The sequence below is a fragment of the Kitasatospora sp. NPDC058492 genome, assembly GCF_042720685.1.
GTDB lineage: Bacteria > Actinomycetota > Actinomycetes > Streptomycetales > Streptomycetaceae > Kitasatospora.
Genome location: NZ_JBHXMU010000181.1, coordinates 1 through 1,139, shown reverse-complemented (window position 1 = coordinate 1,139; position 1,139 = coordinate 1). Strand labels below are relative to the sequence as shown.

The 1,139-nt window shown below is 67.1% G+C and carries 1 protein-coding gene; it reads right to left on the bottom strand.

Features of this window, described 5'->3' with window-relative positions:
- Positions 1-1,092, bottom strand: a complete 1,092-nt coding sequence (locus ACFWPI_RS39825; RefSeq protein ID WP_380381136.1) for an IS630 family transposase — start codon at positions 1,090-1,092, stop codon at positions 1-3.
- Positions 1,093-1,139: the final 47 nt, after the last annotated feature.

Genomic DNA, 1,139 nt, shown 5'->3' with positions numbered 1-1,139 from the left:
CTAGTGTCTTGAGTCTGGAATTCGCTTCAGATATCCGGCGAGGCGTTCGAGGATCTCGTCGGCGGTCTTGGTCCAGACGTAGGGCTTCGGGTCGGTGTTCCAGGTGGCGATCCAGTCACGGATGTCGGCTTCGAGGGCCTGGACGGACTTGTGGACGCCTCGCCGTATCTGCTTGTTCGTCAGCTCGGCGAACCAGCGCTCGACCAGGTTCAGCCATGACGAGCCGGTCGGGGTGAAGTGCAGGTGGAACCGGGGATGCGTCACCAGCCAGGTCTTGATCGCCGGGGTCTTGTGGGTGGCGTAGTTGTCCAGCACCAGGTGAACGTCCAGCCCCTCGGGGACCTCCCTGTCCAGCCGGAGCAGGAACTTCTTGAACTCCTCGGCCCGGTGGCGGCGGTGAAGCGAGCCGATGACCTTGCCGGTGGCGACCTCGAGTGCGGCGAACAGCGTGGTGGTGCCGTGGCGGACGTAGTCGGCGGTCATCCGCTGCGGCACGCCCGGCATCATCGGCAGCACCGGCTGGGACCGGTCGAGCGCCTGGATCTGGGATTTCTCGTCCACGCAGAACACCAGGGCCCGCTCGGGCGGGTCGAGGTAGAGGCCGACCACGTCGTGGACCTTGTCCACGAAGTACGGGTCGGTGGACAGCTTGAAGGTCTCGGCGCGGTGCGGCTGCAGTCCGAACGCGCGCCAGACCCGTGACACGGTGGACTGCGACAGGCCGGTCTCCCTGGCCATCGACCGGGTCGACCAGTGCGTGGCGTCCTTCGGGGTGCGTTCCAGGGTCTTGGCGACCAGGTCGGCCACCTGCTCGTCGGTCACCGTGCGGGGGCCGCCCGACCTGGGCATGTCGCCCAGGCCGGCGATCCGGTGCTCGACGAACCGGGCGCGCCACCGGCCGACCGCGTGCGGGGTCGATCCCAGCCGCTCCGCGACGTCCTTGTTCGACGCGCCGCTCGCGCACTCCAGGATGATCCGACACCGCAAAGCCCAGGCCTGCGGCGTCGACCGGCGACGCACCCACCCCTCCAGGGCGGCCCGCTCGTCGTCCGACAACACCAACTCGACCTTTGGTCGACCCGTCCGCGCCATAGGCCAAGTCTATATTTATGAATGAAATTCAAGACTCAGGACACTAG

Bases quoted from the DNA above. Each gene is read 5' to 3' on its own strand.
- ACFWPI_RS39825 (WP_380381136.1), bottom strand. From the start codon at position 1,092: ATGGCGCGGACGGGTCGACCAAAGGTCGAGTTGGTGTTGTCGGACGAC.